The sequence below is a fragment of the Hydrogenophaga sp. ZJX-1 genome, assembly GCF_048590325.1.
Taxonomy (GTDB): Bacteria; Pseudomonadota; Gammaproteobacteria; order Burkholderiales; family Burkholderiaceae_C; genus Hydrogenophaga.
The window spans coordinates 147,117-170,118 of sequence record NZ_JBMBRA010000004.1; the positions used below are offsets into that span (position 1 = coordinate 147,117).

Genomic DNA, 23,002 nt, shown 5'->3' on the forward strand with positions numbered 1-23,002 from the left:
GTCAGCGAGGTACCGGTTCTTTTCGTTTTGTTTCAGCGCCCACCTGGCGCACCCGCTGCAGGTGCAGGTCCACATGGACCGCCAGCGACTCGGCCACGATGCGCGCAATGCGTGGCAGCGGTCGGCTGGCGCTGGTGGCCACCGAAACGCTCTGCGCCTGCGCGCTGCGGTCGCGCAGCGGCACAAACACCACGCTGCCGTCCAACACCTCGGGACCCACGTCCAGCTCCGAGGTCAGGGCCACGTGGCTGCCGCTGCGCACCAGGCTCTTGACCAGCTGCAGCGAGTTCGTCACCAGCGGTGGCCGCGCTTCCTGCAGCAGCCAGCCGTGGCGCTTTTCCAGGTAGCGGCGGATCGCCAGCGCGCGGCTCTGCGCGGCCAGCGGCCAGGCCGCCACGTCCTTGAAACCGACCTCGGCCTGCGCTGCCAGCGGGTGCGAGGCCGCCACCGCGCAGCCCAGCGGCAGCTCGGCGCTCCAGATCAGGTTCAGGTCGCGCTGGGGCTTCAGGTTGAAGGCCACGGCAATGTCCACGTCGCCGCTCAGCAGGTGGGTCACGGCCTCGTCGGGACTGACGATCTCGATGTCGATCACGATGCCCGGGTGCTCGCGCGCCGCCGCCTGCAGGAAGTCGGGCAGGAAGCCGTTGGCATGGCTGTCCATGGCGGCCAGGCGCAGCTGGCCGTGGTTGACGCCCTGCAGCTGCTTGATGTCGGACAGCGTGCGGTTGAGGTCGGCCTTCCAGCGCTGCGACAGCGCCAGCAGCAGCTCGCCCGCCGCCGTGAGCCGCATGCCGCGCGGCAGGCGCTCGAACAGCGGCACGCCCAGGTCTTCCTCCAGGATCAGGATCTGGCGGTCGATGGCCGAGGCGGATATCGACACCTCGCGCGCGGCGGCCTGGACCGATCCCAGCTGGGCCACGGCCGCCACATAGCGCAGCGCTTTCGGATGCAGGGGACTGTTGAGGTTGCTCATCGTGCTGTTTATTCGAACAAATGACAGCAAATTATGCGATGGACGGCAACGCAAAGCGAGCTCAAACTGCGGCCCAAGATGTCCTCCAAGCCCACCACACCCTTGACGATCACCGAGCTCCATTCGCTGGACGAAGCCGCGTTCAATGCGCTTCTGGGCTCGGTGGTCGAGCACTCGCCCTGGGTCGCGGAGCGCGCGTGGTCGCTGCGCCCGTTCGCCAGCCAGTCCGCCCTGTTCGACGCCATGGCCCGCGTGATCCACGGCGCCGACGAGGCGCTGCAACGGGCGCTGCTGTGCGCCCACCCCGAACTCGCGGGCCAGGAGGCCCAGGCGGGCACCATGACCACGGACTCGCAAAACGAACAGGCCCGCCTGGGCCTGCTGAGCCTGGACGCCGCCACCGTGCAACGCATGGCCGCGCTCAACCAGCGCTACCGCGCGCGCTTCGGCTACCCCTTCATCGCCGCGCTGCGGCTGCACGACACGCTGGCCTCGGTGTTCGAGTCCTTCGAACAGCGCCTGGCCCACGACGAAGCCACCGAACGCCAGGCCGCCTTGCAGCAGATCTGCGAAGTCATGCGCGGACGGCTGGCCCGTGTGGTCCAGCCCGGCGCCCCCCTTTCGTCTCGCCCCGCCGTCTCCACCCTTGCAGGAACCCAGCCATGAAACCCACCCGCCGCATCCTCCTCGCCGCCAGCGCCCTGCTGCCCTTCGCGGCAGCCACCGCCCACGCCCAGTCCTGGCCGACCAAGCCGATCAAGATCGTCGTCACCTTCGCACCCGGCGGTTCGTCGGACATCGTGGCACGTCTGTTGCAGCCCGGCCTGCAGGAGAAGCTGGGACAGACCGTGATCGTCGAGAACAAGCCGGGAGCCGGCAGCACCATCGGCGCCAACGAGGTGGCCAAGGCCGCGCCCGACGGCTACACCCTGCTGCTGTCGAACACCGCGCCCATGAGCATCTCGCCCTTCATGATGGACAAGGCGCCCTACGACCCGGTCAAGAGCTTCACCCACATCGCGCACATCGGCTCGGTACCCAACGTGTTCGTCGTGCACCCTTCGGTGCCAGTCAAGACCATGCCCGAGCTCGTGAAGTGGATCAGCGCGCAGACGACGCCGGTCAACTACGGCAGCGGCGGCGTGGGCTCCATCGGCCACATCGTGGGCGAGATGTTCAAGAACCAGTACAAGCTGAAGATGGAACACGTGCCCTACAAAGGCTCGTCGCCCATGCACACCGACCTGCTCGGCGGCCAGCTGCAGTTTGCGGTGGACACGCTGACGCAGAACGTGCCCTACATGAAAGACGGCAAGCTGGTCGGCATCGCCGTCACCTCGCGCGCCCGTGCGCCGATGTCGCCCGGCGTGCCGTCCGTGGTCGAGGCCGGTTACCCCAAGCTGCTGGCCGAAAACTTCCTCGGCATCTCGGCGCCGGCCGGCACGCCGAAAGACGTGGTGGACAAGGTGAACGCCGCCGTGGCCGATGTGGTGTCGCGCCCCGACGTGGCCCAGCGCCTGGCCGATCTCGGTGTCGCGGTGGAGAAGATGAGCCCGGCCGAGTTCACCAAGTTCGTCAGCGACCAGGTCACCGAGTGGGCGCCGGAGGTGAAGGCCTCGGGCGCGCGTCTGAACTGAGCCCGGCATGAACGGTGGACTCTCCATTCACTGTGTGGACGTGGCCAGTGGCCGTGTCGCAACCGGCCTGCGCGTGGCGGTGCAGCGCCTGGGGCCTGACGGCCTGCCGCACGGCCCGCTGATCGCCGAGGGCGCCGTGGGCGGCAACGGCCTGCTGGCCGACCCGGCGCTGATGAGCGAAGCCATCACGGCCGGCGGTTACGAGGTGCGGTTCGAGGTGGGCGCCTTCTACCGGGGCCAGGGCGGGGCCGTGTCCGACCCGGCGTTTCTGGAGGTGGTGCCCTACCGCTTCCACATCACCGACACGGCCCAGCACTACCACCTGCCGTTCAAGTTCACGGCCTGGGGTTTCTCGCTGTTCCGCGGCGGCGCTTGAAAGGAAACTCCCCCCTCGCCGCTTCGCGTCACCCCCCTCAAGGGGGGCGGCACTGGCCGTCCGGCAAAGCCGGCCCGGCGGTGCCCTTGGGCTGCGCTGCCTCATGCGGCACGGGCAGCGCTCCGGTGTGATGGAAATAAGAAGAGATCGGCACAGCTCTGGGGCGCCTGTCACGGCGTTGCCATCGGACCGTCGCCGTCGCGTCAAACACGCGCGGCACAGTGGCGCGGCCGCCTGCAACGTTGCAGGCGTTCCCCACCACCGACGACCGAGAGCCCCGACCATGCGCCGTTTCCCCGCCTTGTCCTTCAGCCTGAGCGCCACCCTGCTCGCCCTCGCCAGCCTGCCGCTGAGCGCCCAGGCCCAGACCGCCTTTCCCGCCGTCCTCGCGGGCCACGCCGTGCTGCCTGCGAAGACCTTCATCGCCGCCCCAAAGGACGCTCCGGCCGACCTGCAGGTCAGCGGCAAGTTCACCACCGGCCAGCGGGTCGACAAGATCGGCGGCGTTGAAGGCAAGTCCGCCGGCCGCCCCACCGGCGTGTCGCTGCCGTTCAAGGGCCAGCCCGTGCAGGGCCACTCGGGCATCAAGCGCCTGGCCGACGGCAGCTTCTGGCTGCTGACCGACAACGGCGCCGGCTCCAAGGCCAACTCGCCCGACTTCGCGCTGTTCCTCAACCGCTACACGGTGGATTTCAAGAGCGGCCAGTTCAAGCGCCTGGAGACCGTGTTCCTGCACGACCCCGACAAGAAGGTGCCGTTCCGCATCGTCCACGAGGGCACGAAGCAGCGTTACCTCACCGGCTCCGATTTCGACACCGAAGGCTTCCAGATCGCTGGCGGGCACTTCTGGATCGGCGACGAGTTTGGCCCGTACCTGATCAAGGCCGACATGAAGGGCCGGGTACGGGCCGTCCATGAAACGAAGGTGGACGGCAAGACCATCGTCTCGCCGGACCATCCTTCGGTCATCACCCCGGGCGCGCCGAACGGCGAACTGAAGTTCCAGTCGCGCCGCTCCAAGGGCTACGAGGGCCTGGCCTCATCGCCCGACGGCAGCAAGCTCTACGCCCTGCTCGAAGGCGCGCTGTGGGACGAAGCCACCAAGGCCCCCGAGATGCTGGACGGCAAGCAGTACCTGCGCGTGCTGGAGTTCGACGTGAAGACCGAGCAATGGACCGGCCGCCACTGGAAGTACGTGCTCGACGCCAACCACCACGCCATCGGCGACTTCAACATGATCGACGCGACGACGGGCCTGATCATCGAACGCGACAACGGCGAAGGCACGGTCGACAAGGCCTGCCCGGAAGGCCAGAAGCGCACGGACTGCTTCCACGATCTGGCGAAATTCAAACGCATCGTCAAGGTCGAGTTGAGCGACGCCAACGTGGGTGGCCCGCTGCGCAAGATCGGCCACATCGACCTGATGGCCATCGCCGATCCGGCCAAGCTCTCGCGCAAGCCCTTGACCAACGGCGTGCTCACCTTCCCCTTCTTCACGATCGAGAACGTTGACGTGGTGGACGCGACGCACATCGTGGTCGGCAACGACAACAACCTGCCGTTCTCCAGCAGCCGCGAGCCGAACAAGGCCGACGACAACGAGCTGATCCTGCTGGAGGTGGGCGACTTCCTGAGCGCCCGCTGAAGCTCCCGCAATGCAAGCCCCCTGCGGCCGAGGGCAGCAGGGGGCGCTGGATGGGGAGAATGGTTCCGGGAAGGTCGCCGCCGGAGCGCGGCCGTCACCGCATCTCGAACAGTTCCTGATGGAAGCGTGTCTCGTCCAGACCCAGCGCCACGAAATCCTTCTTCAGCGTGCGGCCGAACGCGGCCGGTCCGCAGAACCAGAAGTCCGCATCGCGCCATCCGGGAACCTGTTCGGCGATGCGTGCCGCGGTCAGCCAGCCGTCGCGTTCGTCCCACGACACGTGCAGATAAACACCCGCGGCTTTCGCGTCGGCCTCGATCAGACCGATGGCGTGCTCATCGTAGACGGCCGTGGTGTGGAACAGGTCGATGGTCTTGCCATCGGACGCCTGGGCCAGGGCCTTCATGCGCGAGATGAAGGGCGTGATGCCGATGCCCGCGCCCACCCAGATCTGGCGCGGCTGCTGGCCCGCGAAATTGAAGCGTCCGTAGGGACCCTCCACCTTGACCACGTCCCCCACCTTGACCGTGTCGGCCAGGGTGCGGGTGTAGTCGCCCAGGGCCTTGATGATGAAGGTCAGGCGGCCATCGTCGGCCCACGCGGACGTGATGGTGTAGGGATGCGCGCCCTCCTTTTCGTGCAAGGTCACGAAGGCGAACTGGCCCGCCTCGTGGCCCGCCCAGCGCCCCTGGAACCCGATGTCGACCTCGACGACATCCAGCGCAGGATGGAGACGGACCGCCGCCACCTCGCCCACCAGTTGCCGGTGAACGGCCACGCGGCCGGCCAGCACCATCACGGCGGCGATGCTGCCCGTGGCCATCAGCAGCGCCATCACCGGCCCCAGCGCACCGCTCCAGTAATCGAACTGCAGCAGCACCACCGAGTGCCACACCAGCACCAGATAGGCCACGGCGAGCAGGTGGTGGGTGCGGAAGAAGTACCGGTACGGGAAGCGCTTGATCAGTGCCAGCGCCATCAGCGCCACGGCCGCATAAAACGCCCACTCGCCCAGGCCCTCGGCCATCCCGCGCTGGTCCATGAAGAACTGCCGGACCGGTTCATCCACCAGGGTCGGTCGGGGCCCGCGCTCGGGGCGCGCCAGCCAGCCCAGGCCGACCATCCATTTGGCCGACTCCGACAACAGCCAGTGGCCGATGGACAGCACCAGGCCCGAAATGCCCAGCCACTTGTGCAGCCGGTACATCTTGTCCAGCCCACCCAGCCAGGGCTCGAACACCACAGGCCGCACGGCCAGCACCATCGCCGCACTCATCACGCCGATGGCCAGCACGCCACTGCCCTGCATCAGGACGCTGCGCCAGGCAAAAAAGTGGGGAAGCCCGGCCCAGACGGTCGGATCGGTGAACCACCAGAGACCCGTCAGGACCAGCAGATAGGCCCAGAAAAACCGCTGGATGTGCTTCATGACGCTCCCTTTCCTGTTGCTTCTATTTCAGACCTGTTGATAGCTTACCCCTGCACAGGCCAGCACCAGCACGGCACACCATCACGACTCAAAACACCTCGGTGTCCACCTCGCTGTTGCCCTGCGCGTTGTAGCGCTCGCCCTTCACGGTGTGCTGGTTGATGTGGTCGTCGAGCCGCGCCATCACGGAAGCGTCGAGCTTGACGTTCACCGCGCCCAGGTCGTCCTGCAGGTGCTCCACGCTGGTGGTGCCCGGGATGGGCAGGATGTTCTCGCCCCGGTGCAGCAGCCAGGCGATGGCGAGTTGCGCCGGGGTACAGCCGACCTCGTTGGCCATGGCCAGGTAGCCGGGCAGCAGCGTGAGGTTGGCGGCGTAGTTCTCGGGCGCAAAACGCGGCATGCTGCGGCGAATGTCCTTGGCGTCGAAGCTGCTCACGTTGAGCTCGCCGCACAGGAAGCCGCGACCCACCGGGCTGAAGGCGACGAAGGCGATGCCGAATTCGCGGCAGGTGTCGAGCACGGCGATCTCGGGGTTGCGCGTCCAGAGCGAGTACTCGGTCTGCAAGGCGGTGATGGGGTGCACCGCCTGCGCACGGCGCAAGGTGGGGGCCGACACCTCGGAAAGGCCGATGGTCTGGATCTTGCCCGCGCGCACCAGGTCGCTCAGGGCGCCCACGCTGTCTTCGATGGGCACCTGCTTGTCCCAGCGGTGCAGGTAGTAGAGGTCGATCACATCGGTCTGCAGTCGCTTCAAGGCGGCTTCGCAGGTCGCCTTGATGGTCTCGGGTCGGCCGTCGATGACGCGCACCTTCACACCGTCGGCGTTGGGCACGCCCTGCATGCCGCACTTGCTGGCGAGCGTGAATTTCGAGCGGTGCTTCGACAGCACCTTGCCCACCAGCGTTTCGCTGGCGCCAAAGCCGTAGAGCGCTGCGGTGTCGAAGTGGGTCACGCCCGCGTCGAGCGCGCCGAGCAGCACGCGCTCGGCCTGCTCCTCGGACACGGGGGCACCGTAGGCGTGGCAGATGTTCATGCAGCCCAGGCCGATGGCCGAGACTTTGAAAGGACCGAGTTGGCGTTGTTGCATGGTGTGAGCTCCTGAAATGGAAAACGGCCCCAGCCGTGAGGATGGAGCCGTGAATGGTATGCCCCGGCGCGAGGTGGATCCACCCAGTGACGCCGCGGAACCGGCTTTGCCGGGCCGCTGGCGTCGTCCCTTGAGGGGAAGGCGCGCAGCGCCGCAGGGGTGGGCTTATCCTTTCAGCTGCTGTTCCAGGTTGTGCAGCACCTGGTAGCAATTGAACACCTTGCCCACGCTGGAGTTCGGCTCGCGGCCTTCCTTGATGGCGGCGAAGAACTCGCGGTCCTGCAGCTCGATGCCGTTCATGGACACCGCCACCTGGCTCACGTCGATCTTCTCTTCCTTGCCGGTGAACAGGTCGTCGTAGCGCGCGATGTAGGTCGCGGTGTCGCCGATGTAGCGGAAGAAGGTGCCGAGCGGGCCGTCGTTGTTGAAGCTCAGGCTCAGCGTGCAGATGGCGCCGTTGGCGGCCTTGAGCTGGATGCTCATGTCCATGGCGATGCCCAGCACGGGGTGGATCGGGCCCTGGATGGCGTTGGCCATCACGATGGGGCTGTTGCACTGGTAGGCGAACAGGTCCACGGTGTGGGCGGCGTGGTGCCACAGCAGGTGGTCGGTCCAGCTGCGGGCCTGGCCCAGCGCGTTGGTGTTGGTGCGGCGGAAGAAGTAGGTCTGCACATCCATCTGCTGGATGTTGAATTCGCCGGCCTGGATCTTGTTGTGCACGTACTGGTGGCTGGGGTTGAAGCGGCGGGTATGGCCGCACATCGCGACCAGGCCGGTCTGCTTCTGCAGCGCCACCACGTCTTCAGCGCCCTTGAGGTTGTCGGCCAGCGGGATCTCCACCTGCACGTGTTTGCCGGCCTTCAGGCAGGCCAGCGTCTGCTCGGCGTGCATCTGCGTCGGGGTGCAGAGGATCACGGCGTCCACTTCCTTCATCGCCAGGCTGTCGGCGAGGTCGGTGGTGACGTGGCCGATGCCGTACTTGTCGGCGACTTCCTTGGTCTTTTCGAGGTCGCGGCTGATCAGCGAAACCACTTCAACGCCGTCGATGTTCTTGATGCCGTCCAGGTGCTTGATGCCGAAGGCGCCGGCGCCGGCGAGGGCTACTTTGATGGTCATGTCAGTTGTTCTCCAGGATGAGGTGGCCCACGGCCGTGTTGGACGCGGGCACATGGTAGAAGCGGTGTCTCACGGTCGGGGCCGGGCCCTGCACCTTGCCGTCGACGATGTCGGACATGGCGCCGCGGGCGATCAGCCACATGACGAGTTCGATGCCTTCGCTGCCGGCTTCACGCACGTAGTCGATGTGCGGCGTGTTGGCACAACCCACCGGGTCGTTGATCATTTTGTCGAGCCAGGCGTTGTCCCACTCGCGGTTGATCAGGCCGGCGCGCGCGCCCTGCAGCTGGTGGCTCATGCCGCCCGTGCCCCAGATGTGCACGTTCAGGTCTTCGTCGTAGCTTTCCACGGCTTTGCGGATGGCCTGGCCGAGCATGAAGCAGCGCTTGCCGGAGGGCACCGGGTACTGCACCACGTTGACCGCGAACGGGATCACCGGGCAAGGCCAGGCGTCCTTCTTCGGGTCCAGCTCGCCGCACATCAGCGACAGCGGCACGGTCAGGCCGTGGTCCACGTCCATCTTGTTGACGATGGTGAGGTCGAAGTCCTGCTGGATCACGCTCTGCGCGATGTGCGAGGCTAGGTCCGGGTGACCGATGACCGTGGGCACCGGGCGCGGGCCCCAGCCTTCGTCGGCCGGCTGGAACTCGGCCGCGGTGCCGATGGCAAAGGTGGGGATCATCTCCAGGCTGAACGCCGTGGCGTGGTCGTTGAAGACGAGGAAGATGACGTCCGGCTTGTTGTCCTTCATCCATTGTTTGGAGAAGTCGTAACCCGCGAACACGGGCTTCCAGTAATCCTCCTGGGTCTTGCCCAGGTCCATGGCCGCGCCGATGGCGGGCACGTGCGATGTGAAAACGGATGCGGTGATCTTGGCCATGTTCAAACTTTCTTTCCTGCGGCGCCCTGTGGCTGGCGATGGGCCTGCGCGTCGCCGTCTTCACCCACGTAGCGGTTGCCTTCGACGGACCGGCCGCCCTGGACCATCATGTCGCGGTATTCGGTTTCGGTCATGCCGGTCATGGAGCCCGCCATCTGCTGAAAGCTCTTGCCGTCGGTGGCGCCGATCTTGGCCAGGAAGTAGATGTTGCCGCCGGTGCGCATGCACCAGTTGAGGTCGCGCGCCAGCACGGCCTGCTTCTGCTCTTCGGTCATCGGCCATTCGTCGAGGTAGGCGCGCTGGTCGCTCTTGAAACGCTCGCGGTTTTGTGCCTTCATGAGCGACATGCAGAACTGGTTGAGCCAGTAGCCTTTGCGGCTCTGCTCGGCATCAAAGATGATCGTGCCGGGCACGTCGAGGTACGGTTTTTCGAGGGACATGTCAGACCTCCTCGGGCCAATAGAGACGCATCGGGTTCGTCACGAGCAGCTTCTGCTGCAACTCGGGCGTGGTCGCGATGTGCGGGATGAAGTCGACCAGCAGGCCGTCGTCGGGCATGTGGTCCTTGAGGTTGGGGTGCGGCCAGTCGGTGCCCCAGAGCACGCGGTCGGGGAACTGCTCGACGATGCGTTTCGCAAACGGGATCACGTCGGTGTAGGCGTTCTGCTCGCCGTTCAGCGCCTTCGGGCCGGTGACCGACAGGCGCTCGGGGCAGCTGACCTTGCTCCACACGTTGCTGTGTTCGCGCATGAATTTCTCGAACAGCGCGAACTGCGGGCCATCGACCGGCAACGACACATCGGGCCGGCCCATGTGGTCCACCACCACGGTGGTCGGCAGCGCGGTGAAGAAGTCCCACAGCTCGGGCAGGTCCACCGCCTCGAAGTAAATCACCACATGCCAGCCCCACTTCGCGATGCGGCCAGCGATCTCCAGCAGTTCGTCCTTGGGCGTGAAGTCCACCAGGCGCTTGACGAAGTTGAAGCGAACGCCACGCACACCGGCGTCGTGCATGGCCTGGATCTCGGCGTCGCTCACGCTGCGCTTGACCGTGGCCACGCCACGCGCCTTGCCGCCGCTGTTGACCAACGCATCGACCATGGCGCGGTTGTCGGCGCCGTGGCAGGTGGCCTGCACGACCACGTTGCGCGCAAAACCGAGGTGGTCACGCAGCGCGTACAGTTCGTGCTTGCTCGCATCACAGGGCGTGTACTTGCGCTCGGGCGCATAGGGGAACTCGGCACCGGGCCCGAACACGTGGCAGTGCGCGTCCACGGCGCCTGCCGGCAGCTTGAAGGTCGGCTTGGACGGGCCGGTGTACCAGTCCATCCAGCCAGCGGTTTTGGTGAAGTCGCCTGAAGTGGGTTTGCTCATGGGGACTTCCTCAATCGATGTATTTCAGACCGGCAGCGGCCAGCGGTTCGCGCATCTTGTACATGTCCAGGCCCAGCACGCCCGAGGCCAGCTTGTCGCGCTTCTCGCCTTCGAAACTCTCGCGCTTGATGGCGGCCGCCAGCGTTTCCGCCGCACGCGCCGCCGGCACGCAGACCACGCCATCGTCGTCGGCCACGATCACGTCGCCGGGCGTCACCAGCATGCCGGCGCACACGATGGGGATGTTCACCGAGCCCAGCGTGGCCTTGATGGTGCCCTTGCTGCTGATGGCCTTGGACCAGACCGGGAAGTTCATTTCCTTGAGCGTCTTCACGTCGCGCACGCCGGCGTCGATGATCAGGCCGCGGGCACCACGCGCCTGGAAGCTGGTGGCCAGCAGGTCGCCGAAGTAGCCGTCCGTGCACTCGGCCGTGACGGCCGCGACCACGATGTCGCCGGGCTGGATCTGCTCGGCGGCCACGTGCATCATCCAGTTGTCACCGGGCTGCAGCAGCACGGTGATGGCCGTGCCCGAGACCTGAACGCCGGTCTGGATCGGGCGCATGTAGGGCTTCAGCAGGCCGACGCGGCCCATGGCTTCGTGCACGGTGGCCGAGCCCAGCGCGGCCAGGCCGTCGGCCGCAGCGCGGTCGGCACGGGTGATGTTGCGGTAAACGACGCCGAGTTCGTACATGGTCAGATTCCTTTCTGTTTCAAAGCGGCGTCCAGGCGCGGGAACACGCGCCGGGCATTGCCTTCGTACACCTTGTAGCGGTCGTCGCCCACGACGATGGTCGAGGCTTCGATGTAGCGCTTGGTGTCGTCGTAGTAGTGACCGGTCTCGGGGTCGATGCCGCGCACGGCGCCGATCATTTCCGAGGCGAACAGGATGTTGTCCACCGGGATCACCTTGGTCAGCAGGTCGATGCCCGGCTGGTGGTACACGCAGGTGTCGAAGAAGATGTTGTTCAGCAGGTGGTCTTTCAGCAGCGGCTTCTTCAGCTCCTGCGCCAGGCCACGGAAACGACCCCAGTGGTAAGGCACCGCGCCGCCGCCGTGGGGGATGATGAACTTCAGCGTCGGGAAATCCTTGAAGAGGTCGCTGGTCAGGCACTGCATGAAAGCCGTGGTGTCGGCGTTCAGGTAGTGGGCACCGGTGGTGTGGAAGCAGGCGTTGCAGCTGGTGCTCACGTGCACCATGGCCGGGATGTCGTACTCGACCATCTTTTCGTAGATGGGGTACCAGGCCTTGTCGGAGAGCGGCGGGCTGGTCCAGTGGCCTCCCGAAGGATCGGGGTTGAGGTTGATGCCGACGTTGCCGTATTCCTTGACGCAGCGCTCCAGCTCGGGGATGCAGGTGGCCGGGTCCACGCCGGGGCTCTGCGGCAGCATGGCCGCGGGAATGAAGTTGTCGGGGAACAGCTGGCTCACGCGGTAGCAGAGCTCGTTGCAGATCGCGGCCCAGGTGGAGCTGATGTTGAAGTCGCCGATGTGGTGCGCCATGAAGCTGGCGCGCGGCGAGAAGATGGTGAGGTCCGAGCCACGTTCCTTCATCAGGCGCAGCTGGTTGGTCTCGATGGACTCGCGCAGTTCGTCGTCGCTGATCTTCAGGTCCGACACCTTGGGCATGGCCGCCGGGTCCTTGATGCCGGCGATCTGCGCGTTGCGCCAGTTCTCCAGCGCCTTGGGGGCCGTGGTGTAGTGGCCGTGGCAGTCGATGATGAGGGGCTTTTGCTGGCTCATGCGGAAGGTTCCTGGTGCGGTTGCGGCCCATGCCGGACGGGGCTTTGAATGGCGGATTGTGAACTTCACCACGCCGCGAAACCAGCCTCCCGGTGCGCTATCAGCTAGAACAAAAAACTATATCTATGATGGAGCTATTCCTCAGAAATACAGGTCATGGATCTCAAACAACTCGAATACTTCGTTCGCGTCGCGGAGCTGGGCAGCTTCACCAAAGCCTCGCTCGCACTGGACGTGGCGCAACCCGCCCTCTCGCGCCAGGTGCGCCTGCTGGAGGTGGAGTTGCGGCAGAACCTGCTGGTGCGCAACGGCCGCGGCGCCACACCCACCGAAGCCGGCAAGCTGCTGCTGGAACACGGCCGCGGCATCCTGCACCAGGTGGAGCGGGCGCGTGAGGAGCTGGGCCGGGTGCGCGGTGCGCTGGCCGGGCGCGTGGCCATCGGCCTGCCGCCGAGCCTGGCGCGCGTGCTCACCGTGCCGCTCACACGCGCCTTTCGCGCCCAGTTGCCCGAAGCCAGCCTGTCCATCAGCGAAGGCCTGTCGGCCACCATGCAGGAATGGCTGGTGACCGGACGCCTGGACATCGCCGTGCTCTACAACGCCCAGCCCGCGCCGGAGATCGAGATCTCGCCGCTGCAGGACGAAGAGTTGCTGCTGGTCGAAACCCGCCCGGCCGGGCTGGCCGAAGAGCCCCCCCCGCCCCCGGTTTCACTGGCCGAGGTGGCGCAGTTGCTGCTGGTGATCCCGAGCCGGCCCAACGCGCTGCGCATGCACGTGGAGTCCGAAATGGCCAACATCGGGTGCCGTCCGCGGGTGGCGCTGGAGATCGACGGGGTTTCGGCGATTCTCGACCTGGTGGCCGACGGCGCGGGCGCCGCCCTGCTCTCGCGCAATGCGGTGGCCAGCTCGATCCGGCCGTCGGCCTACCGCACGCGCTCCATCCAGCCGCCGCTGCGCACCCGCCTGTGTCTGGCCACCAGCTCGCTGCGGCCCGCCACGCTCACGCAGCAGACCACACTGAATCTGATCCGCCAGACGCTGGATGCGATCAATTCATCAAGCTAGCCAGCCTGCGCTGTGGCGCATCAGCCAGAGGATGGCACTGAGCGTGAAGAAGGAGGCCGCCGTGGTCGCCAGCAGCGCCGCGGCGGTGAAGCCTTCAAAGCCGTGCCGCTGCGCCAGGATGGAATAGATACCCAGCATGGGCATGGCGGCCGAGAGCACGGCCGCGGTGCGCAGATCGCCGTCAACGGAAGGCAATCCCAGCATCGGCAACAGCATGATGGCGGTGAACACCGCCAGCGGGTGCAGCAGCAGCTTGCCCACCGCGATCAGCGACACCTGGCGGCGCATGCCCTTGACCTGCAGGCCCACCAGCGTGCCGCCGATGATGAACAGCGCCATGCCGCTGCTCGCGGCGGAAAACAGGGTCACCGTGCGCGTGAGCACCGCGGGCAGCTGCCAGCCCAGCAAGGCCACCACGAAGCCGGCAAAGATGGCCACGATCATGGGGTTGCGCACCAGGCGCTCGCCCGTCTGCTTCAGCGCCTGCAGCAGCGAAGGCCGTTCGCCCTCATGGGCACCCGTGTCGGCCAGCGTGAACAGCAGCGGCAGCTTGATGAGGTTTTCCACGATCAGGTTGAGCGCCAGGATCACGCCGCCCAGCGGCCCGAACAGCAGCAGCATCACGGGGTAGCCCACATAGCCGCTGTTGGAACAGGTCATGCCCATGGCCACATAGGCGCTCTCGGTCAGGCCCTTGCGCAGCACGGTGCGAGAGAACCACAGCGCCCCCCCGATCAACGCCAGCGAACCCGCGGTGAACGCCAGCAGGTAACCCGGGTGCACCACCTCACCGAGCGGGCGCGAGGCCAGCGCGTTGAACAGCAGCGCGGGCAGCGCGATCTGGATCACGAACTTGCCGAAGACGCGCATGTCGGCCTTGGTGAACAGGTTCCAGCGCACGCTGGCGTAACCGGCCGCGATGCAAAGGTAGATCGGGCCGGTGATGGCCAGGATGTCGAGCATGAAGAAGCGTTCGATTTATGCGTCGTTGGCGGCGGGGCGCGCTGCCAGCAGGCGGTCGGCAAAGGCCTGCCACGGCGGGTTCTGGCCCAGGTCGGCGAAGTGCCCGGCGCGCGACTGCGCCGCCATCCAGTCGTGTTTCTCGGCGATGGCCGCGGCCATGAAGGGCTCGAAGCCGGCCTCGCGCACAGTGTTGGCCACCTCGCGCATCTCTTCGGCACGGCGCTTGCCGTGCTGCGCCACGCGGCTGAAGAAATAGCTGCCCTGCTTCTGCCAGTCGATCGATGGAAATGTCTCCTGCAGCGTGGCGATCATGGCGTCCTGCACGCCGTAGTGGCGCGCCGTGGTGTAGCTCTCGATCACCAGCGCCTCCAGTCCCTTGATCATCACGCTGCGGCACATCTTGGTGGCCGAAGCGATGCCCAGCTGCTCGCTAGCCACCTTCGCGTCCATGCCCAGCCCGGCCAGCACCGGCGACAGGCGCGCCGCGTGCGGACCGCCCAGCAACATGGGCACGCGGATGCCATAGGGCGGCACCGAGGTCATGACGCCGGCCTCCACGTAGTGCGCGCCCGCCGCTTCGATCAGGGCAGCGGCCCGCTGCTTGGTGCCGGGTGACGCCGAGTTGAGATCGAGGAAAAAACTGCCGGGCCGGATGTGGGCGGCTGCGGCCTGCGCCACGGCCAGCGTGTTCGATGCGGTCACGGCCGAGATCACCAGCGTGGACCGGGCACACAGGCTGGCCACGCCATCGCAGGCCTCGATGCCCTGCGCAGCGGCATGGGCCAGCGCTTCGTCGCGCTGCGCCGGATCGGCAAACTTGAGGTCCCAGGCTGCGGTCGCGTTGAGGCCAGCGCCAAAGATGCGGCCCACCTCTCCGTAGCCGATCAGACCAATACGCAATGCGTCCACTGGCAAGGTGTCCATGAGCCGTCCTCTCTCATTGTTTCGGGATGTTCGCGCGCTCGATCACCGCGCCCCAGCGTTTGATGTCAGCGGCCAGCAGTTCTGCCGCCTGCTCGGGCGTGCTGCCATCGGGGTCGATGTTCAGGTCGGCCAGCTTCTTGCGAACGTCGGGCTTCGCCAGCGCGGCGTTGATGTCCTTGTTCAGGCGCGCCACCACGTCACGCGGTGTCTTCGAGGGCACGGCCAATGCATTCCACGACGAGGCCACAAAACCCTTCACGCCCAGCTCGACGGCGGTCGGCACCTCGGGCAGCGCGGTGGAACGCTTCTGGCCGGTGACCGCGAGCGCGCGGAAGGCGCCGGCCTTGATCTGCGTCAGCGCCGGGCCGAGAATCTCGACGGCGGCATCCACCTGTTTGCCACGCAACGCGCCAATCAGGTTCGGCGTGCCATTGAACGGCACGATCTGCGCTTCCATGTCGGCGCTGGACTTGAACAGCTCGGCCGCCAGATTCTGCGTGCTGCCGATGTTGATGCTGCCGATATTGAGCTTGCTGGGATGGGCCTTGGCGAACGCGACCAGATCGCCCAGGGTCTTGTGAGGCGAGTCGGCCGGCACCAGCACCACCAGATCAAAAGTGCCGAGTGTGGAGACGGGCGTGAAGTCCTTGAGCGTGTCGTAGGGCAGATTCTTGTACAGGCTGGCGGTCACGGCGGTGCCGTTGGACATGAGGAACAGGGTGTGGCCGTCGGACTCGGCACGCGCCACCGTGCTGGCGGCCACCACACCACCGGCGCCGGGGCGGTTTTCAATGGTGACCGGCTGGCCCAGCGACTGGGTCAACTCCGCACCCACGATGCGGGCGGTGAGGTCACCGGCACCACCGGCGGCGAACGGCACCACGATGCGCAGCGCTTTGCCGGGGAAGGCCTGCGCCATCGCGGGGGTGGCCAGGCCGAAACAGGCCATGGCGATGGCTGAGCCCATCAAGGTGCGCCGGGAAAGCCAGCTCTTGAGGTTCATGCGGGTCTCCTGTTATGGGGTGTCGATCGCAAAATCCGCACCAATGTAGCGCCAAGAAAAAGGGCCCGCAATTGCTTGCAGGCCCTTTCAGCTATGCAGGCTTTCGATAACCGGTCTTCACAGGCGCAGCACAAACAGCGTGATGCCGGGGAAGGCCACCAGGATCGCGGTGCGGATGAAGTCGCTGGTCACGAACGGCAGGATGGCGCGGTAGGTCTGCGTGATCGGGGTGTCGCGGGCCATCGAGTTGATGACGAACAGGTTCATGCCCACCGGCGGCGTGATCAGCCCCACCTCCACCACGATCAGCACCAGGATGCCGAACCAGATGGCGAACTCCTCGGGCGGCAGGCCGAAGTCGAGCGCGGTCACGATGGGAAAGAACACCGGGATCGTCAGCAGGATCATGGACAGCGAGTCCATGAAACAACCGAGGATCACGTACAGCAGCAGGATGGCGATCAGCACCAGGATCGGGCTCACGCCCCAGCCCGACACCATGCTCGCGGCTTCCTGCGGCAGTTGCGACAGGGCCAGGAAGGTGTTGTACAGGCCGGCACCGAGCACGATCATGAAGATCATGCCGGTGGCGATCGCCGTACCCAGCACGGCTTCGAGCAGGGTCTTGCGGTTGAGACCGCCACTGAACCAGGCCGAGAGGCCGGTACCGAATGCGCCAATGGCCGCACCCTCGGTGGGCGTGAACAGGCCGGTGTAGATACCGCCGACCACGGCGATGAAGATCACCATCACGGGCCACACCTTGACGGTGGCGATCCAGCGGTCCTTCATGGGCATGGGCGCCATGGAGCCGACTTCATGCGGCTTGAGGCGCGCGTAGATCGCGATCACGATCATGTAGCCCACGGCCGCCAGGATGCCGGGCACGAACGCGGCCAGGAACAGCTTCGCGATGTTCTGCTCGGTCAGGATGGCGTAGATCACCAGCACCACCGACGGCGGGATCAGGATGCCCAGCGTGCCGCCAGCGGCCAGGCAGGCGGTGGAGATGCCACCGGCGTAGCCCGCGCGCTTGAGTTCGGGCAGGGCCACCTGGCCCATCGTCGCCGCCGTGGCGAGCGAGGATCCGCAGATCGCGCCGAAGCCGGCGCAGGCGCCCACCGCGGCCATGGCCACGCCACCCTTGCGGTGGCCGATCCAGGCCTCGGCCGCCTTGAACAGCGCCTGCGACAGGCCGCCCAGCGCAGCGAACTGCCCCATGAGCAGGAACAGCGGAATGACCGACAGGTTGTAGTTCGAGAAGGTGCTGTAGGTCACCTGCTTGAGCTGGTTGAGGATCGGGTCCACCGATCCGTAGACCATCCAGGCACCACCCAGTCCACACACCAGCATGGACAGCCCGATGGGCACGCGGATGAAGATCATCAGCAACAGGAGCGGAAACGACCAGAGCGCGAGTTCGACGGTTGACATGATGTTCAGTGCCCTGCGTTGGATTCAACCGTCCAGCCCTTGGGCTCGGATCCCAGACCAAAACGGGTCAAGGTCTTGGTGACGTAGCAGACACAGCCGATCACGGCGCCCACCAGACACAGGGCATAGGCCCACCACACCGGCATCTGCAGGATGAAGGTGGTCTCCAGATACTCCTTTTTCTCCAGCATGCCTTCCCAGAGCTTCCAGGTCAGCACCAGCCAGACCAGCGTCATCAGGACGTCGCTGGCGGTGTCCACCGCCTTTTGCGCCCAGCGCGGCGTGTGCATGTAGAGCAGGTCCACCGTGGCGTGACCGCCGCGCAGGTAGCACCAGGGCATGAAGAAGAAGATGGCGATACCGACGCCGACTTCCACCAGTTCAAAGTCGCCCGGCACGGGCCCCAGCCCGATGCCGATCAGCGCACGTCCGGCGACGCTGGCCACGACCATGAGGGTCAGTGCCACGAGCACGATGCCGCCAAACAGGGCGGTCCACCGGGCAAACCGGTAAATCCAGTCAATCATTTCTGGTCCTTGTTACGGGGGTTGGCCAGCGCCAATTGTCTCCCATGGTTCTTCTTCCACCGCCGCCTGTTGCGCAGCGGCGGGACTATAGCTCAAAATTTCTTATTGTTAAATCAATTTCCCTTACCGAAATTTTTTCGATGTCCTGCCCCTGGCAGGACATCGCCCCGAGCAGCCATCCGTCAGAAGACGGCGTCCACCCCGGGTCGGCACCACAAAGCCCTTACTTCGCGTGTTTGGCAATCAGCGCACGGGCCTCCGAGGCCAGCTTGGCGCCGTCGATGTTCTTGCCCTTCATCTCCTTGACCCAGTCGGCCTCGACCGCGCCCGCGGTGCGGCGCCAGCGCTGGGTCTCGGCCACGTCGAGGGCCACGATGTTGTTGCCCGCCTTGACGGCGATGTCACGGCCCACCTTGTCGGCCTCGTCCATCACGCGACCGAACATGGCCGCGGTTTCGACACCCGAGTTGTTGTCGATCACCTTCTTCAGGTCGGCCGGCAGCTTCTCGTAGGCCGTGCGGTTCATGGTGAAGGCAAAGGTCTGGGTGAACAGGCCTTCCTTGCCCGCGAACGTGGTGTGGTTCTTCACCAGCTCGGTGATCTTGAGCGAAGGCGTGACTTCCCAGGGAATCGTGGTGCCGTCGATCACGCCCTTGGACAGCGCCTCGGTCACCGCCGGCACCGGCATGCCCACGGGCGTGGCACCCAGCTTGCCCAGCATGTTGTTGATGATGCGCGAGCCGCCACGGATCTTCATGCCACGCAGGCTCTCCAGGCCGGTCACCGGCTGCTTGGTGTGGAACAGGCCAGGGCCGTGCGTGTGCACGGCGATCAGCTTGACGCTGCGGAATTCGTCGGCCGCGAACTTCTCGACGTATTCCTGAAAGGCCCGCGAGGACTGTTCGGACACACCGCCCATGAAAGGCAGCTCGAACACCTCGGACTTGTTGAAACGGCCCGGGGTGTAACCCAGCACGGTCCAGGTGATGTCCGCCACACCGTCACGCGCCTGGTCAAACAGCTGGGGCGGGGTGCCGCCCATGGCCATGGCGTGGAACAGCTGCACCTTGATGCGGCCACCCGATTCGGCCTCGATCTTCTTGGCCCAGGGCACCAGGGCCTTGGAGGGAATGGGGGCCTGCGGCGGCAGGAACTGGTGCAGACGCAGCGTCACGGTCTGCTGGGCCAGCGCGCTACCCGCCATCAGGGTGGTCAGGGCGGCGCCCAGCGCGGCCAGGGTGGTTCGGCGTTTCATGAAGCTCAAGGGGTTCTCCGGTCGATGAAAAAAGCGGTCCGCTCAACAACGGCACAGGTGGCCGCGTCGTGGCGCAACCATCGTCTGGCAAGCGCCGGGACTTTGAACCGGATCACGGGGGTTGACCAGACCGGATCGCTTCTTTCAGCTATGCCGGGTTGATATGTACCAACTGGTTCAATGTCAGAATGGCATGACAAAACCTGATATCCATCGAACGAACAAGCGCACGCTCCCAAAAAAACGCCAGCCCCTGTGGAGCTGGCGCATCAGGAAACGCACGGACGACAGGCCCCGACGGCCCATGCGCCCGCTCAGGCGTTCACTTCGAGTACTTGGCAATCAGTGCACGGGCCTCCGACGCCAGCTTGGCGCCATCGATGTTCTTGCCCTTCATCTCGTTGACCCAGTCGGTCTCCACGGTGCCAGCGGTGCGACGCCAGCGCTGGGTCTCGGCCACGTCCAGCGCCACGATGTTGTTGCCGGCCTTCTCGGCGATCGCGCGGCCCACCTTGTCGCCTTCGTCCATGGCCCGGCCGAACATGGCCGCGGTTTCGACACCCGAGTTGTTGTCGATGACCTTCTTCAGATCATCGGGCAGCTTGTTGTAGGCCGCGCGGTTCATGGAGAACGCGAAGGTCTGGGTGTACAGGCCCTGCTGGCCGGCGAAGGTCGTGTGATTCTTCACCAGCTCGCTCACCTTGAGCGCAGGCGTCACTTCCCAGGGAATCGTGGTGCCGTCGATCACGCCTTTGGACAAGGCTTCGGTCACGGCTGGCACCGGCATGCCCACCGGGTTGGCACCCAGCTTGGTGAGCATGTTGTTGATGATGCGCGAGCCGCCGCGGATCTTCATGCCGCGCAGGCTCTCCAGCCCCGTCACCGGGGCCTTGGTGTGGAACAGGCCCGGGCCGTGGGTGTGCACCGCGATGAGCTTGACGTCCTTGAACTCGTCGGCGGCGAACTTCTCCACGTACTCCTGGAAGGCACGCGAGGACTGCTCGGCCGAGCCGCTCATGAACGGCAGCTCGAACACCTCGGACTTGTTGAAGCGTCCCGGCGTGTAGCCCAGCACGGTCCAGGTGATGTCCACCACGCCATCGCGTGCCTGGTCAAACAGCTGCGGAGGCGCGCCGCCCAGCTGCATGGCATGGAACAGCTGGATCTTGATGCGGCCGCCGGACTCGGCCTCCACCTTCTGGGCCCAGGGCACGATGGCCTTGGCGGGGATGGTGGCCTGCGGAGGCAGCATCTGGTGCAGCCGCAGGGTCATGGTCTGCTGGGCCAGGGCGGCGCCCGCGAACAAGGTGCTGGCGGCGGCGCCCAGGGCCGCCAAGGCGGTTCGGCGTTTGATGGTACGCATTGCAGTCTCCTGTCGTTGAAAAAATGTTCTGCTCCAGCCTGCTCCGACGGGGCACAAGGCGGATCGGCCCGGCGTGGAAAAGCCAGGCTGTGCGGCCCAGCTTCTCTTGTACCCGAACCGGCGCTTATTTGGCGTGTTTCGCGATCATCGCGCGCGCATCGGATACCAGCTTGGCGCCGTCGATGTTCTTGGCCTTCATGTCGTTGATCCAGTCGCTCTCGACCACGCCAGCGGTGCGCTTCCAGCGCTGCACTTCGGCCACGTCGAGTTCGGTGATTTTGTTGCCCGCCTTCACAGCCAGGTCGCGGCCCACGTTGTCACCCACATCCTGCGTGCGGGCAATCATCGCGCTGAATTCGAGGCCCGAGTTGTCATCGATGATCTTCTTGAGATCGGCTGGCAGCTTGTTGTAGGCGCCCTTGTTCATGGCGACCACAAAGGTCGTGACATACAAGGCCTTGTCGCCGGCAAAGGTGGTGTGGTTCTTCACCAGTTCATGCACCTTCAGCGCAGGCGCCACTTCCCATGGAATCGTGGTGCCGTCGAGCACACCCTTGGAAAGCGCTTCGGTCACGGCCGGCACCGGCATGCCCACAGGCGTGGCGCCGAGCTTGACCAGCATGTTGTTGACGACACGGGTGCCACCGCGGATCTTCATGCCACGCAGGCTTTCCAGGCCAACCACCGGCTGCTTGGTGTGGAACAGGCCGGGGCCGTGGGTGTGCACAGCCAGCACGTGGACGTCCTTGTACTCATCCATGGCGTTCTTCTGCACGTACTCCCACAGCGCACGGGAGGTCTTCTCGGCCGACAGGCCCGCGATGAAGGGCAGCTCGAACACCTCCGACTTGGGGAATCGGCCCGGCGTGTAGCCCGGCAGCGTCCAGACGATGTCCACCACGCCGTCGCGCGCCTGGTCAAACAGCTGCGGCGGTGTGCCGCCCAGCTGCATGGAACTGAACATCTGGATCTTGATGCGACCGTTCGAATCGGCCTCGATCTTCTTCGCCCAGGGGGTCAGCGCCTTGGCCGGCACCGTGCCCTGCGGCGGCAGGAACTGGTGCAGGCGCAGGGTCACTTCCTGCGCGAAAGCGGACAGGCTGGCCGAGGCGGCCAGCGCCAACGTGGCGATCTTGAATTTCCATGCAGTCATGCGTTTCTCCGATGATGGTGCTCAATCAATGAGCGGCGGCGAGCGTTCTACGTCATCGCAACCGCTTAGTTATTGTTTATAACCATAAGCAAGCCGGACTGCATGGGTATTTTCCCCTAGCGCCCCCATCCCATCAGCACATCCGGCCACGGCACCACAGGTGCCGTGGCCGGAGCCTCAGGGTGGTTCAGGCCAGTCCCAACAGGCGAACTGCGTTGCCTTTCAGAATGCCCGGCATCACCTCGGGCTTGAAGCCGGCCACCTCGAAATCCTTCATCCAGCGCTCGGGGGTGATCAGCGGGTAGTCGCTGCCGAACAGGATGCGGTCTTTCAGCAGCGTGTTGGCGTACTGCACGAGCTGCTTGGGGAAATATTTGGGGCTCCAGCCCGAGAGATCGATCCACACGTTGGGCTTGTGGGTGGCCACGCTCAACGCTTCGTCCTGCCAGGGGAAGCTGGGGTGCGCCATGACGATCTGCATGTCGGGAAAATCGATCGCCACGTCGTCCAGGTGCATGGGATTGCTGTACGCCAGCCGCAGGCCGCCGCCGCAGCGCATGCCCGAGCCGATGCCGCTGTGGCCGGTGTGGAAGATCGCGGGCAGCTTGTGGGCGTTGATCACCTCGTAGATGGGCCAGGCCATCTTGTCGTAGGGGTGGTAGCCCTGCACCGTGGGGTGGAACTTGAAGCCCTTGATGCCCTCTTCCTGGATCAGGCGCTCGGCCTCGCGAGCGCCCATCTTGCCCTTGTGCGGATCGATGCTGGCGAAGGCCACCATCATGTCGCTGTTCTCGCGCGCGGCCTGGGCGATTTCCTCGTTGGGGATGCGGCGGCGGCCCAGCTGCGATTCGCTGTCCACCGTGAACATCACCAGACCGATTTTGCGTTCACGGTAGTACGCCACCGTCTCGGCGATGGTCGGCCGGCGGTCGCTGCCGAAGTACTTGTCGGCGGCACGGTCGTACTCCTCGCCGTAGTTGTCAAAGGGGTTGCGGCAGCTCACTTCCGCATGGGTGTGGATGTCGATGGCGATGAGGTTGTGGTGGTCCATG

General features: G+C 65.6%; 23 protein-coding genes. 5 read left to right on the plus strand and 18 right to left on the minus strand.

From position 1 onward, the window contains the following. Position 1: 1 nt before the first annotated feature. Positions 2-973 (minus strand): LysR family transcriptional regulator, encoded by a 972-nt coding sequence (locus ACN5W5_RS12640; protein ID WP_420048860.1) that lies wholly within the window; start codon positions 971-973, stop codon positions 2-4. A 78-nt stretch (positions 974-1,051) separates the two neighbouring features. Here ACN5W5_RS12640 and uraD point away from each other — a divergent pair, with 78 nt between their 5' ends. The 4 genes from uraD (at position 1,052) to ACN5W5_RS12660 (ending at position 4,634) form a co-directional block, all read left to right on the plus strand. Further along, positions 1,052-1,639 (plus strand): 2-oxo-4-hydroxy-4-carboxy-5-ureidoimidazoline decarboxylase, encoded by a 588-nt coding sequence (gene uraD / locus ACN5W5_RS12645; protein ID WP_420048861.1) that lies wholly within the window; start codon positions 1,052-1,054, stop codon positions 1,637-1,639. After that, the gene (locus ACN5W5_RS12650) at positions 1,636-2,610 is read left to right on the plus strand and encodes a Bug family tripartite tricarboxylate transporter substrate binding protein (protein WP_420048862.1); all 975 of its coding nucleotides are present in this window, start codon (positions 1,636-1,638) and stop codon (positions 2,608-2,610) included. Before uraD ends, ACN5W5_RS12650 begins: the two co-directional genes overlap by 4 nt. A gap of 7 nt (positions 2,611-2,617) precedes the next feature. Then, positions 2,618-2,986, plus strand: coding sequence for a hydroxyisourate hydrolase (locus tag ACN5W5_RS12655; RefSeq protein WP_420048863.1), 369 nt, complete (start codon positions 2,618-2,620; stop codon positions 2,984-2,986). A 283-nt stretch (positions 2,987-3,269) separates the two neighbouring features. Continuing rightward, a complete protein-coding gene (locus tag ACN5W5_RS12660; RefSeq protein WP_420048864.1) occupies positions 3,270-4,634 on the plus strand; it encodes an esterase-like activity of phytase family protein in 1,365 nt (454 codons plus the stop codon). Between the two features lie 94 nt (positions 4,635-4,728). Here ACN5W5_RS12660 and ACN5W5_RS12665 read toward each other — a convergent pair whose 3' ends face one another. The 8 genes from ACN5W5_RS12665 to ACN5W5_RS12700 form a co-directional block, all read right to left on the minus strand. Beyond that, positions 4,729-6,063, minus strand: a complete 1,335-nt coding sequence (locus ACN5W5_RS12665; RefSeq protein ID WP_420048865.1) for a ferric reductase-like transmembrane domain-containing protein — start codon at positions 6,061-6,063, stop codon at positions 4,729-4,731. A gap of 88 nt (positions 6,064-6,151) precedes the next feature. Beyond that, the gene (locus ACN5W5_RS12670; RefSeq protein WP_420048866.1) at positions 6,152-7,150 is read right to left on the minus strand and encodes an aldo/keto reductase; all 999 of its coding nucleotides are present in this window, start codon (positions 7,148-7,150) and stop codon (positions 6,152-6,154) included. 165 nt (positions 7,151-7,315) lie between these two features. Beyond that, a complete protein-coding gene (locus ACN5W5_RS12675) occupies positions 7,316-8,266 on the minus strand; it encodes a Gfo/Idh/MocA family oxidoreductase (protein ID WP_420048867.1) in 951 nt (316 codons plus the stop codon). Between the two features lies 1 nt (position 8,267). Next, entirely contained in the window at positions 8,268-9,146 is an 879-nt protein-coding gene (locus ACN5W5_RS12680) for a class III extradiol dioxygenase subunit beta (protein WP_420048868.1), read from the minus strand. Between the two features lie 2 nt (positions 9,147-9,148). Then, on the minus strand, positions 9,149-9,586 hold the full coding sequence (gene ligA / locus ACN5W5_RS12685) for a protocatechuate 4,5-dioxygenase subunit alpha (protein ID WP_420048869.1): 438 nt from the start codon (positions 9,584-9,586) through the stop codon (positions 9,149-9,151). A gap of 1 nt (position 9,587) precedes the next feature. Beyond that, positions 9,588-10,520, minus strand: coding sequence for an amidohydrolase family protein (locus tag ACN5W5_RS12690; RefSeq protein ID WP_420048870.1), 933 nt, complete (start codon positions 10,518-10,520; stop codon positions 9,588-9,590). 10 nt (positions 10,521-10,530) lie between these two features. Next, positions 10,531-11,214, minus strand: a complete 684-nt coding sequence (gene ligK / locus ACN5W5_RS12695; protein WP_420048871.1) for a 4-carboxy-4-hydroxy-2-oxoadipate aldolase/oxaloacetate decarboxylase — start codon at positions 11,212-11,214, stop codon at positions 10,531-10,533. Between the two features lie 2 nt (positions 11,215-11,216). Further along, positions 11,217-12,263: an amidohydrolase family protein gene (locus ACN5W5_RS12700; protein ID WP_420048872.1), complete on the minus strand. Its 1,047-nt coding sequence runs from the start codon at positions 12,261-12,263 to the stop codon at positions 11,217-11,219. Positions 12,264-12,419: 156 nt separating this feature from the next. Between ACN5W5_RS12700 and ACN5W5_RS12705 the strand changes: the two genes are divergently transcribed. Then, on the plus strand, positions 12,420-13,328 hold the full coding sequence (locus tag ACN5W5_RS12705; protein ID WP_420048873.1) for a LysR substrate-binding domain-containing protein: 909 nt from the start codon (positions 12,420-12,422) through the stop codon (positions 13,326-13,328). Here ACN5W5_RS12705 and ACN5W5_RS12710 read toward each other — a convergent pair. The 9 genes from ACN5W5_RS12710 to ACN5W5_RS12750 form a co-directional block, all read right to left on the minus strand. After that, positions 13,320-14,291, minus strand: coding sequence for an AEC family transporter (locus ACN5W5_RS12710; protein ID WP_420048874.1), 972 nt, complete (start codon positions 14,289-14,291; stop codon positions 13,320-13,322). The two genes, ACN5W5_RS12705 and ACN5W5_RS12710, sit on opposite strands and share 9 nt — an antisense overlap. A gap of 15 nt (positions 14,292-14,306) precedes the next feature. Then, positions 14,307-15,215, minus strand: coding sequence for a DUF1932 domain-containing protein (locus ACN5W5_RS12715; RefSeq protein ID WP_420048875.1), 909 nt, complete (start codon positions 15,213-15,215; stop codon positions 14,307-14,309). Positions 15,216-15,228: 13 nt separating this feature from the next. Next, entirely contained in the window at positions 15,229-16,218 is a 990-nt protein-coding gene (locus ACN5W5_RS12720; protein ID WP_420048876.1) for a Bug family tripartite tricarboxylate transporter substrate binding protein, read from the minus strand. A 117-nt stretch (positions 16,219-16,335) separates the two neighbouring features. Further along, complete coding sequence (locus ACN5W5_RS12725) at positions 16,336-17,652, minus strand: TRAP transporter large permease (RefSeq protein ID WP_420048877.1); 1,317 nt, start codon at positions 17,650-17,652, stop codon at positions 16,336-16,338. 5 nt (positions 17,653-17,657) lie between these two features. Continuing rightward, positions 17,658-18,179 carry a TRAP transporter small permease gene (locus ACN5W5_RS12730; RefSeq protein ID WP_420048878.1) on the minus strand — a complete coding sequence of 174 codons (522 nt, stop codon included), beginning with the start codon at positions 18,177-18,179 and terminating at the stop codon, positions 17,658-17,660. 223 nt (positions 18,180-18,402) lie between these two features. Further along, entirely contained in the window at positions 18,403-19,434 is a 1,032-nt protein-coding gene (locus ACN5W5_RS12735) for a TRAP transporter substrate-binding protein (RefSeq protein ID WP_420048879.1), read from the minus strand. Between the two features lie 322 nt (positions 19,435-19,756). Next, positions 19,757-20,797, minus strand: a complete 1,041-nt coding sequence (locus tag ACN5W5_RS12740) for a TRAP transporter substrate-binding protein (RefSeq protein WP_420048880.1) — start codon at positions 20,795-20,797, stop codon at positions 19,757-19,759. Between the two features lie 124 nt (positions 20,798-20,921). Next, complete coding sequence (locus tag ACN5W5_RS12745) at positions 20,922-21,950, minus strand: TRAP transporter substrate-binding protein (RefSeq protein WP_177136442.1); 1,029 nt, start codon at positions 21,948-21,950, stop codon at positions 20,922-20,924. A gap of 187 nt (positions 21,951-22,137) precedes the next feature. Further along, positions 22,138-23,001 (minus strand): amidohydrolase family protein, encoded by an 864-nt coding sequence (locus ACN5W5_RS12750; protein WP_420048881.1) that lies wholly within the window; start codon positions 22,999-23,001, stop codon positions 22,138-22,140. Between the last annotated feature and the right edge of the window lies 1 nt (position 23,002).

Excerpts from the sequence above, each read along its gene's own strand:
- ACN5W5_RS12640 (WP_420048860.1), bottom strand. The coding sequence starts at position 973 with ATGAGCAACCTCAACAGTCCCCTGCATCCGAAAGCGCTGCGCTATGTG.
- uraD (WP_420048861.1), top strand. The coding sequence starts at position 1,052 with ATGTCCTCCAAGCCCACCACACCCTTGACGATCACCGAGCTCCATTCG.
- ACN5W5_RS12650 (WP_420048862.1), top strand. The coding sequence starts at position 1,636 with ATGAAACCCACCCGCCGCATCCTCCTCGCCGCCAGCGCCCTGCTGCCC.
- ACN5W5_RS12655 (WP_420048863.1), top strand. The coding sequence starts at position 2,618 with ATGAACGGTGGACTCTCCATTCACTGTGTGGACGTGGCCAGTGGCCGT.
- ACN5W5_RS12660 (WP_420048864.1), top strand. The coding sequence starts at position 3,270 with ATGCGCCGTTTCCCCGCCTTGTCCTTCAGCCTGAGCGCCACCCTGCTC.
- ACN5W5_RS12665 (WP_420048865.1), bottom strand. The coding sequence starts at position 6,063 with ATGAAGCACATCCAGCGGTTTTTCTGGGCCTATCTGCTGGTCCTGACG.
- ACN5W5_RS12670 (WP_420048866.1), bottom strand. The coding sequence starts at position 7,150 with ATGCAACAACGCCAACTCGGTCCTTTCAAAGTCTCGGCCATCGGCCTG.
- ACN5W5_RS12675 (WP_420048867.1), bottom strand. The coding sequence starts at position 8,266 with ATGACCATCAAAGTAGCCCTCGCCGGCGCCGGCGCCTTCGGCATCAAG.
- ACN5W5_RS12680 (WP_420048868.1), bottom strand. The coding sequence starts at position 9,146 with ATGGCCAAGATCACCGCATCCGTTTTCACATCGCACGTGCCCGCCATC.
- ligA (WP_420048869.1), bottom strand. The coding sequence starts at position 9,586 with ATGTCCCTCGAAAAACCGTACCTCGACGTGCCCGGCACGATCATCTTT.
- ACN5W5_RS12690 (WP_420048870.1), bottom strand. The coding sequence starts at position 10,520 with ATGAGCAAACCCACTTCAGGCGACTTCACCAAAACCGCTGGCTGGATG.
- ligK (WP_420048871.1), bottom strand. The coding sequence starts at position 11,214 with ATGTACGAACTCGGCGTCGTTTACCGCAACATCACCCGTGCCGACCGC.
- ACN5W5_RS12700 (WP_420048872.1), bottom strand. The coding sequence starts at position 12,263 with ATGAGCCAGCAAAAGCCCCTCATCATCGACTGCCACGGCCACTACACC.
- ACN5W5_RS12705 (WP_420048873.1), top strand. The coding sequence starts at position 12,420 with ATGGATCTCAAACAACTCGAATACTTCGTTCGCGTCGCGGAGCTGGGC.
- ACN5W5_RS12710 (WP_420048874.1), bottom strand. The coding sequence starts at position 14,291 with ATGCTCGACATCCTGGCCATCACCGGCCCGATCTACCTTTGCATCGCG.
- ACN5W5_RS12715 (WP_420048875.1), bottom strand. The coding sequence starts at position 15,215 with ATGGACACCTTGCCAGTGGACGCATTGCGTATTGGTCTGATCGGCTAC.
- ACN5W5_RS12720 (WP_420048876.1), bottom strand. The coding sequence starts at position 16,218 with ATGAACCTCAAGAGCTGGCTTTCCCGGCGCACCTTGATGGGCTCAGCC.
- ACN5W5_RS12725 (WP_420048877.1), bottom strand. The coding sequence starts at position 17,652 with ATGTCAACCGTCGAACTCGCGCTCTGGTCGTTTCCGCTCCTGTTGCTG.
- ACN5W5_RS12730 (WP_420048878.1), bottom strand. The coding sequence starts at position 18,179 with ATGATTGACTGGATTTACCGGTTTGCCCGGTGGACCGCCCTGTTTGGC.
- ACN5W5_RS12735 (WP_420048879.1), bottom strand. The coding sequence starts at position 19,434 with ATGAAACGCCGAACCACCCTGGCCGCGCTGGGCGCCGCCCTGACCACC.
- ACN5W5_RS12740 (WP_420048880.1), bottom strand. The coding sequence starts at position 20,797 with ATGCGTACCATCAAACGCCGAACCGCCTTGGCGGCCCTGGGCGCCGCC.
- ACN5W5_RS12745 (WP_177136442.1), bottom strand. The coding sequence starts at position 21,950 with ATGACTGCATGGAAATTCAAGATCGCCACGTTGGCGCTGGCCGCCTCG.
- ACN5W5_RS12750 (WP_420048881.1), bottom strand. The coding sequence starts at position 23,001 with ATGGACCACCACAACCTCATCGCCATCGACATCCACACCCATGCGGAA.